Source organism: Martelella mediterranea (genome assembly GCF_004342225.1).
Classification (GTDB): Bacteria; Pseudomonadota; Alphaproteobacteria; order Rhizobiales; family Rhizobiaceae; genus Martelella; species Martelella mediterranea_B.
Genome location: NZ_SMAR01000018.1, coordinates 67,291 through 76,271, shown reverse-complemented (window position 1 = coordinate 76,271; position 8,981 = coordinate 67,291). Strand labels below are relative to the sequence as shown.

General features: G+C 54.7%; 7 protein-coding genes and 1 tRNA gene. 2 read left to right on the top strand and 6 right to left on the bottom strand.

Annotation, left to right across the window (positions count from 1 at the left end):
• Positions 1–235 precede the first annotated feature (235 nt).
• Both EDC90_RS12550 and EDC90_RS12545 read right to left on the bottom strand, forming a co-directional pair.
• A complete protein-coding gene (locus EDC90_RS12550) occupies positions 236–1,990 on the bottom strand; it encodes an N-6 DNA methylase (RefSeq protein WP_132312088.1) in 1,755 nt (584 codons plus the stop codon).
• A 298-nt stretch (positions 1,991–2,288) separates the two neighbouring features.
• Positions 2,289–3,083 (bottom strand): metallophosphoesterase, encoded by a 795-nt coding sequence (locus tag EDC90_RS12545; RefSeq protein WP_132312086.1) that lies wholly within the window; start codon positions 3,081–3,083, stop codon positions 2,289–2,291.
• A 573-nt stretch (positions 3,084–3,656) separates the two neighbouring features.
• On the opposite strand from EDC90_RS12545, the gene EDC90_RS12540 reads away from it, so the two are divergent.
• A complete protein-coding gene (locus EDC90_RS12540; RefSeq protein ID WP_132312084.1) occupies positions 3,657–4,730 on the top strand; it encodes an AAA family ATPase in 1,074 nt (357 codons plus the stop codon).
• A gap of 413 nt (positions 4,731–5,143) precedes the next feature.
• Positions 5,144–7,174 (top strand): mechanosensitive ion channel family protein, encoded by a 2,031-nt coding sequence (locus EDC90_RS12535; RefSeq protein ID WP_165972832.1) that lies wholly within the window; start codon positions 5,144–5,146, stop codon positions 7,172–7,174.
• Positions 7,175–7,351: 177 nt separating this feature from the next.
• Here the strand turns inward: EDC90_RS12535 and EDC90_RS12530 are convergent, their stop codons facing one another.
• From EDC90_RS12530 to EDC90_RS12515, 4 genes are all read right to left on the bottom strand, one after another.
• Positions 7,352–7,537 (bottom strand): hypothetical protein, encoded by a 186-nt coding sequence (locus EDC90_RS12530; RefSeq protein ID WP_132312080.1) that lies wholly within the window; start codon positions 7,535–7,537, stop codon positions 7,352–7,354.
• Positions 7,538–7,567: 30 nt separating this feature from the next.
• Positions 7,568–7,644 (bottom strand) — tRNA-Arg (locus tag EDC90_RS12525).
• A 290-nt stretch (positions 7,645–7,934) separates the two neighbouring features.
• Entirely contained in the window at positions 7,935–8,240 is a 306-nt protein-coding gene (locus EDC90_RS12520; protein WP_132312078.1) for an ETC complex I subunit, read from the bottom strand.
• Between the two features lie 135 nt (positions 8,241–8,375).
• Positions 8,376–8,840, bottom strand: coding sequence for a DUF1131 family protein (locus EDC90_RS12515; RefSeq protein WP_207903899.1), 465 nt, complete (start codon positions 8,838–8,840; stop codon positions 8,376–8,378).
• Between the last annotated feature and the right edge of the window lie 141 nt (positions 8,841–8,981).

Here is an 8,981-nt window from a genome sequence, read left to right as displayed (position 1 = left end):
CTTTCCTCGCCACGCAGGCCTGACAATACAATGCGGATTTTCTCTTCCGCCGAATAGGTCTGGCGGGTCTTGCGGCGGATATTCTTAACCACCTTATCGGCGGCGTCTTTCGATGTCTGTGGCTTCTTCGTCATCTCGATCTCCTAATTGATAAGATGAACCAGAAATCCTCCCTTATTCAAATCCTCAAATCTGTCCCACCGGCGCTGACGTCAGACATCAGAAGCTTATAAAACTAGCAACAACGCCATCTTGGCGCGTAGCGCCAAGATAAGTCATTGAAATACAGAAGAAAAGCAGAAAAGGCGGGGGTATTTGCAACGCTTACCTCGATCGCGCGGATATTTGCAGGTAGCGCCTTCGCCGTCGTGTCCTGCGCTTTCTGCGCCTCCTTGACCAGATGATCGATTTCCTTGATCAAGGTCTTGGCCTGATCCGCCAGGGGCTGTATCGCCGTCCACGCTGCTGTCAGGGCATCAATGGAGGCATCGGGCTGCGCCAGCGCAGTCGCCGCCTCGCCATAGGCCTTGGCGTCAGAGGTCAGCTTCGCGATCCCCGCTTTCAGCTCGGCCACGTCGGCGTGCGCAGCAAAATGCGTGAAGGCCTTACCCAGCACATCAAGGAGGCCAGTGAAGTCGGTCGCCTGCGCTTCTTCCCGAGCGGTGGACAGGTAATCCTGCACCAGTCCGGCAAAGCGGTCTTCCTGTCCACGATAGAGCCAGACGATGGAAGTCAGGTTCTTTTCCTGTTCGGGTGAAAAGTCACAGATTTTGCGTGTCACCTTGCGGAAGACCTGCCGCGCATCCAGCATCAGCACCTTGTCGCGCAGATGTTCGGGCTTGCCCTTGTCCATGAACCAGAGTTCGCAGGGCACGGTGCGGGTGTAGAAGAAGTTACCCCGGATCGCGAGCATGACATCCATGTCGCCGGTCTTCACAATCGCCTCGCGGACCTTGGCCTCCTGCCCGCCCGCAGAGGACGCCTGGGACGACATGACGATGCCCGCGCGGCCCGTGTTGGACAGGTAGGAATGGAAGAAGGACATCCAGACGTAGTTGCCGTTCGATACCTTACCGCCCTTGTTCACACCGGGCAAGCCGAAGGAGAGGCGCTTGTCATCCTTCATCTTTTCGGCGTCGATCTCGTCCACATTGAAGGGTGGATTGGCCATGACGTAGTCGAAGGGCTCGTGAGCTTTATGCGGGTCTTCGTAATAGCTAATGGCCTTTTCGATGTTACCCTCGAGGCCGTGCACCGCCAGATTCATCTTGGCCAGACGCAGCGTCGTCGGGTTCTTTTCCATCCCGTAGAAGGTCAGGCGTTCGTTCGGGTTGGCCTTCATCGTTTCGACGAAGTGAGCCGACTGCACGAACATGCCGCCCGACCCACAGGCCGGGTCGATGACCTTGCCGCGCGTTGGTTCGATGAAGTTCACGATCGTCTCAACGATGCTGCGCGGGGTGAAGAACTCGCCGTTATCGTGGGCCTTCTGGTCGGCAAACTGGGTCAGGAAGTATTCGTAGATGCGCCCGAATACGTCGCCGTCAGCCTTCTGCAGAGCCGGGTCGTTGAAGATCCGCAGCACCTGGCGGAGGGCGTCTTCATCAAGTTCGGCGTATTCCTGTTTCGGCAGGAGGCCTTCCAGGGTGGTGTAGTCTTCCTCAATGGACTTCATCGCGGCGATGACAGCTGTCGACGCGGTCTCCCCTTCGGGGAGGCTGACGAGGTAGTCGAACTGGGCTTCATCGCGCAGGAATATGGAGGAGCGCGCCGAGAAGTCCTCCTTTTTCAGAGGGCGCGTTTTACCACCGCGTGATGGCAAGGTTGGGATGATTTCATCACGCACCTTCAGAAATCGGGAATAGGCATGTCGCAGGAAGATCAAGCCCATGACAGGCATGAAATACTCGTTGCTGGCAAAATTCGAATTGGCCCGAAGAGAGTCCGCTGCGCCCCAGAGGCGCAGTTCCAGTTTACCGATATGTTCCAAGGCCAGCCTCTTATGTGTTCTTAAGAATCTGGAGGAAACCTAGCTCATGTGCTTCGCCTGAACCAGTTGTTTTGCGAGCTGCCAAATTAGCTCTGTGTCTCATGCAACCTGCCCCACAGGTCAGAATTCCGACGTCAGATAGATACCATTTCAGTCAGTGAACCTCCCGCGTTATAAGTTTTTTGCACAACCCTTATAACCCCTTTGATAGAGGCTATGTCAGGAAAGAAAAAGATGTCTCACACAAGGACAGACCCGGGCTTTCACTGAGCCTGAAAGAATCAGTCGGCCGGTATGTTCAGGTTTCAATCATGCCCCTCATCAAGAGTTCAGCTTCCTGCCCGGCCTCCACTTCCGACGGATAACCAAGCGAAACATTGCGGACAATCGTGTCGCCTTCAACGGTTTCACGCTGACGATGCGTATGCCCGAACAACCAGGCATCAGGACTGTGCTTCGTTATCATTGCCCGAAGGTCCGAGCCGTAGATCGGATCAAACTCGCTTGACGTATCTGAGAGCAGTTCCGGAAGCGGACAGTGATGCGTGACCACCACCGTCGTGCCAGCAAACGGCGTCGCCATCTGGTCTTCTAGCCAGCGTCGATGATCTCCGTGAACAAGCACCGTGTCTGATGGCTGGATCTTGCCGTACCGAGGTGTTTTACGGATATACCGATAATCATTCATCCGTGTTCTGGCGAACGTCATGGCCGCAGCAGGCGCGCCATGAAGCGCGAAGTCGGTCCAGAGCGTGCAGCACAGAAACCTTGTATTGCCGACCGCGATTTCTGCCTTCTGCACAAAATTGGCTCCCGCCTGTGCTGTCAATTCGGCAAGACGGTCATCGCCATCAATGACGTGATGGTAGTAGTCGTGGTTTCCAGGGAAAACGTAAATGCGTGCCGGGTCGATGTGACGCCCGAGATGCCGGAGCGTTCTTGGCCATCGCACCTTCGGTTTGTCCGCCAGATCTCCTGCGATGATCAGTGCATCCAATGAGCCGAGGATTTCAGGGGGTAGTGCGGCGAAGGGATCGCGTCCTTCTCCAAGCCATTGGTCGAGATGCAGGTCGGCGGTGATCAGAACGGGCATGATGTTCACATTTGCAAAGCGAGACATGAGATCGAGTGGATAGGCAGGCAGATCATTTCAACTGCATGTCACATCGAAACCAATGGCGGTCAACGTCCCGTTAACCACGGTTCACGGAACCTGGTTTGAGCGGCTTCCGCCGTGGGACCCGAACGGCCCCTGACGATGCGAATGACATTCTGATTTTCGCATTGCTTCTCAGCATGGCGGCAACGGTATCATCCGATCAGCCGGCCAATCAGACAAAATGCGAAAACCTCAGATGGCCGCTCTTTCAGGACATGCGGCTGACCATGCGATGAGAAATTTCGAACACGTTTCAGGTTTTCGCACGGCTGTTTCACATGCACGCCGCTCCGGTCTCTAGCCGTCGCCAAAACGAAGTTTCATTTTTCGCATTAATTTAACGTATTCAGTTATTTATGTGGAAAAATCGGGGCTTTCAAAGCGGTCGACATTGGTGCTATCTCCGCCTCTTGTTTGAAGGCGGCCACACCCTGGCCCCGAATATCCGCACTCCACATCACTGCTCCGCAATATTCGTCCCGCTTAGCACCGTCAGTTTGAGTACCCATGACCCGCATACCCTTTGTCGAAGCCCGGTTCTTCGAGCCCCTCAATACCATCGAGGTCACGCGCCGTTTCGAAGAGCACCTTCGAAAGCTGCGGGAGGCAAAGCTCTCGCCGGAAGAGCGGGAAAAGGAGGACTGGCAGAGGGCCGCTGATACAGTCACCCGTGAGGATCACGCGCGCATCAGGCGCCGGGTCAACCGACTTGAACAGAACCGCCACAGAGCTTCCGGAATTTCGCACCTCAATACCGATGGCCGACAGCAGATCGAGATGCTTTCGGGCGGTGTTGAATTGCGCCGCATCGAAACCGAAACACAGGCCGACGAGATAGCATCCGCACTGCATACGGAAATGCCGTGGATGGCCCCCGCTACAGAGCACGTCTGGCACGCAATGCGAACGCAAGTCCGCCGGGGTGATCCTGGTTTCCGGCTTCCCCCGATGTTGCTGGTCGGTCCACCTGGAATCGGCAAAAGCACCTGGGCGCGCCGAACCAGTGCCGCGCTCGATGTGCCGCTGCGCACGATCGATGCCACCGTGGAGCAGTCCTCGTTTGCAGTCGGCGGCGTGCAGCGTGGTTGGAGTTCCGCTCATGCAGGAAAGCCGGTTGCGACAATCATAAGGCACCTGGTCGCCAACCCAATCGTGGTCCTGGATGAGATTGAGAAGGCAACTGCGGCCGTATCCACCCGGGGAGAGCGGCACAGCATTGCTGATAGTCTGCTGCCGTTGTTGGAGCCGGAGACATCGCGACGATGGGAGTGCGGCTTCTATCAACTCCGTTTCGACATGCGCTGGATTGGCTGGATCCTGACGGCAAACAGCCTCGACGGGGTGTCGGAACCGCTGTTGAGCCGGCTCGTCACCATCAATCTGACTGAGCTCAGCACGCCGGCTCTCACCGCCTTCGCCAGACAGGAAGGGCGGCGGCGTGGATTGTCGGAGACTTCGATCGAGATCATCACCGAAGTCATCGAGAGGTTTGCCGGCAGAAAACCGGCGCTGAGCCTCAGATCAGTCATCCGAATGCTTGAGCGAGCAGATAGGCTGGAAAACCGACCGATGCTGCATTGATGGCGTACGACAGCAAAGGGGCCGGAAGGCGACTGTCGGCTTTGAGGTGCTCTTCCTCGAGAACTGGTCATTTGCGTATTAGCATAACTAGCGTATTGAAACTCGGCATAGGCGGTCGAATCCGATCGGTGCGATGAGTCTCTGAAAGGCTAAAGTATTCGGGGCCCAGCACCACGCCGAATGACAAGGATGGCTACGAGGACTCAGGTCAAATCTCCAATGCAATTTGCCTATCGTGCCGCAGAGCGCGAACCAGCCTATCTGATTAAGGTAGCATGTTGTTCCGGTTGATATCAAAGGTAGAGCGCCTCGATTAAGCTTGTAAAACCTGCCTAAAATGAAAAGGTCTGCTGTATTGAATGGCGCACCATGCCGTAGCATTACCTACGCAGCGGAAATCGGCAGGACAGAATATGATTCGGTTTTTCATCTCACGCTACAGCTCTCGCAATGGAGGGGTAAGGCAGAACGAGTGCGGCTTTTTCGGTCTCGGCCTAAGCGTCTGCATCGGCCTCCTCGCGGTGACGCTTTTAACGTTCATGCCACAGCCCGGCAACGCACAGGACCTGTCAGATGATGTTGTATCCGAAAGATTCTGGGCTCAAATACGCACCGACTCGCCGCGCTATACGATGGAATCATTCCTGAACGCGTCAGATGCACTGCAGGACAGTGTTGAAGCCTACTTGGAGGATCCAAGCCTGGAACTTCAGGCCGAGATCGCGCTTCTTTCAGACCTCCTCGTGGATCTCGTGGATCTGGAAAATGTGGCTGCGGCAACTCGTCGAGAAACAGGCATCAGAACATTTGAATATCTGATGGATATCTTTGGGCGCATTGGCCCTCCCGACGTTACGATGTTTCCCGACCTGGACATGGCCTCGGGGGCCGGGTCGGACAGTTTTCGGATACCGAATACGCCTTTGCGAATAGAGCGTGTTATAAACGGGCCACGCAAAGGGGAATTTCTGTTTGCGGAAGAGACAGTTCGCGTTGCGCCGCGTTTCTTTGAAGCGGTTCGCCACCTGCCACTGATAAGCCCTCTGGGTATTGAAAGCTGGGCGAGTTTCGGACCTCAGCAGACAGGACCGCTTGTTCCTCAGGCCTTCGTGGTGGCCATGCCGCCGCTTCTGACCCAACTCTGGTTCGAGACCCCTGCCTGGAAGGTTATTTTTGAGACAGCATTGCTGCTCGTTTTCGCTTTGGTTCTGTTCGGAATTCACCATGCTGTTCGTTCAATGGTCAAAACCGGTCGGGTATCCGTCTTGGTGGCTCGAACATTGGCCCCGGTGCTGGTGGTCTATTGCGCGAGTTCAGTATTGCCTTTCATCGCGCTTCAGATTCATTTGTCCGGCTCCTTCGCCCGGTTCTATGATGTCGTGCTGACGATTGCCATTTATGGCGGATCAGCCTTCATCTTCTGGCTCCTGACTAGGATACTCGTCGAAACCATTATTCTGTCGCCACGCATCAGAGACGAGAGCCTTGACGCAGATCTACTTCGACTCGGGGGCGCAACGCTCGGCCTCTTCGGCTCGGTCTGCATCCTGGCGCTCGGTGGGCATGCTATCGGGCTGCCAGTTCTCAGTGTGGTGGCTGGACTTGGTATAGGTGGTCTAGCTGTCGCCCTTGCTGTGCGGCCAACGTTTGAAAATCTGATTGGAGGTGTAATCCTGTTCGTCGACAGACCCGTTCGCGTTGGAGATTTCTGCAGCGTCGGAGATCAGAAGGGTACCGTTGAGGGGATAGGGATACGCTCGACAAAGCTGCGTGCGGTTGATCGCACGGTCATATCTATACCCAATGCACAATTTGCGGATATGCAAATCATCAACTGGGCTCAATGCGACCAAATGTTGATCAATGAAACCATCGGACTGCGTTATGATACAGCTGAAGACCAGCTGCGCTACCTACTGGTTGCGTTGCGACGCATGCTTCACGCCCACCCCCGTATTGATGCTGAAACTGTCCGGGTCCGCTTTGCCGGTTTTGGGGACAGCTCGTTGAAAGTTTCAATCCGAATTTACGCGCAAACGCGTGAGTGGAACGATTTCTTCGCGATCAGGGAGGATGTAGACCTTCGTATTCTGAAGACCGTCCATGAAGCCGGTACCGATTTCGCATTTCCTTCTCAGACCGTCTATATGGCCAAGGATCAAGGGCGCGACGAGGAGCGTAGCACGCGTGCGGAAGATGCTGTGAAACGCTGGCGTGATACGGGGCAGCTGCCCTTCCCACGTTTGTCTCGTCAAGAACAGGAGCGTCTGAAAGGGACACTTGATTATCCGCCATATGGCAGCGCTGATGCAGATGACATAGTTGAACCGGAAGCGGCAGAACCGCTTTCCGATCCTTGTCAACCGCCACCGGAGCTGGCTGAAGAGGCTTCAGAGGAGGAGACGTCTTCAACGTCCGAACGTACGCGGCACCAAGGGGGCTAACTAGGGCCCATTCTCAATAATACCTGAACGTCGCCGCAGTTCTAAACTCAGCGTCATTGCGGGAGCACAGACTGTGTCTGTTTTCGGTAAAGTGTGAAAGGGGCTGAATGACCAAAATGGGGGCGGTTGGGGGTGCGTTCAGGATGCTTTGCCCGCACGCTTTGGGCTTCCGCCTCTTCACGAAAGCCGGGGGCAGGAGCCGAACTTTGATTCAAGTTCAAACATGACAGAATCCCCATCTTCATCGTGATCTGATCCGATGCGGCCACAAGCATCTGATTTAATTTGATTTTCAAAGAAAATTTGCAAATCCAGAGAAATCGCTTGACTCGGGGGTGCACGAGAAATGGCGATTTCGTGCATTCTTATGCTTCATTGTCACATTGAAAAGATTGGCGACCCCTGCAGGATTCGAACCTGCGACCGTCGGCTTAGAAGGCCGGTGCTCTATCCAGCTGAGCTAAGGGGCCAAAATGTTTTGCAAGCGCATTAAAGCACTGGAACTCAATGCCCGATCAATGCAGAAAAAACAACACCTGTTGAGCAGGAAAATCCTGAGAATCAATGGTGATCGTCTCAGGGTAAAGCGATGACAAAAGCAATCATGATAATACCGCTATTCAAAGAGGCTGGCTCGCCCTGTCCTTGAACTAGAAGGCTGACGATCTTTAAGGGGAAGGCACCGGTAGAATGGCTCCCCAGCCAGGCCACGAATGCCGCAACAAGAACGAGCGCCACCCTCTAAAGAAGAAACGCCGCCTCAGTGCGTCCAGGGCTGGACGCGCTCAGAGCTGAAGTTATCCGAATAGGAAATAACTTTAGGCTTTGTGTCCTTAGGCTTCATGACACGGTATTCGATCCCATGACGCTGCGCATATTCTTCAGCCTCGTCGCGCGTATCAAATTTAAGTTTCACCTGCTGAAGTGTATCCGAAGAGGATGTATAGCCGAAAACAGGGTCAATCTTACGCGGTGCCTGCTGATCAAACTCAAGCACCCACTGATGGGTCTTGGCATTGCCCTGCTGCATTGCAGTTCTCGCTGGACGGTAAATCTTCGCCGACATTACATCTGCTCCGGTTTGTATCATCAGGCCGCTATTCTAAGCGGTTTCATCGCATTCTTAATACGCAATTTTTGCGTCTGGGCAATAAAAATCAAGTCTCCCACGACTTTGACAATGCATTCAGAATGGAGCATTCTAGGTAATCGTCGCCACCTCCCAGTCTGACAAAACAGAAAGAGGCGGCAGTTCTCCATCCGGACCATCCCAGCTTCCGCTCAGGATCAGCGCGACATTTTCAAACCCGGGCGCGAGGCAAACGGCATCGCAGGCAATTTCACCGTCATCGCGATAAACATCTGAAAACACAGCTCCGATCCGAATTCCATCGACCGCAGGGATAGCCGGGTCCGAATCATCTGCGCGCACGACCGTCTCGTAGCCATAGAAACGAAGCGCTTCGGCTCCATCTTTGCTGGCAATGATAACTTTGTAGAGCCCGCCCTCACCTTCTATACTCTCCTCCCGGATTTCAAACGATGGGAGCGCCTCAGCAATCGCCTGCCTTGTAAAGGGTGTATCGTCGGAAATAGCGCCAATGCCGCGATCACTCACTGTAAGCGTATTATCTTGCGCGATCGCCCCTGAACCCGCAGTGGCCATTATCACCAGCCCCATCCCGACCAAAGCACCTAATTGCACAAAAGACTGCCTGTTCTGCATACGCGCTCCATCCTTGCTCAGAGGGTCTGCGAGCCAGAAGCAGAAGTCAACGCCTTTGGCTGAATTCTCAGCCAGATCTCT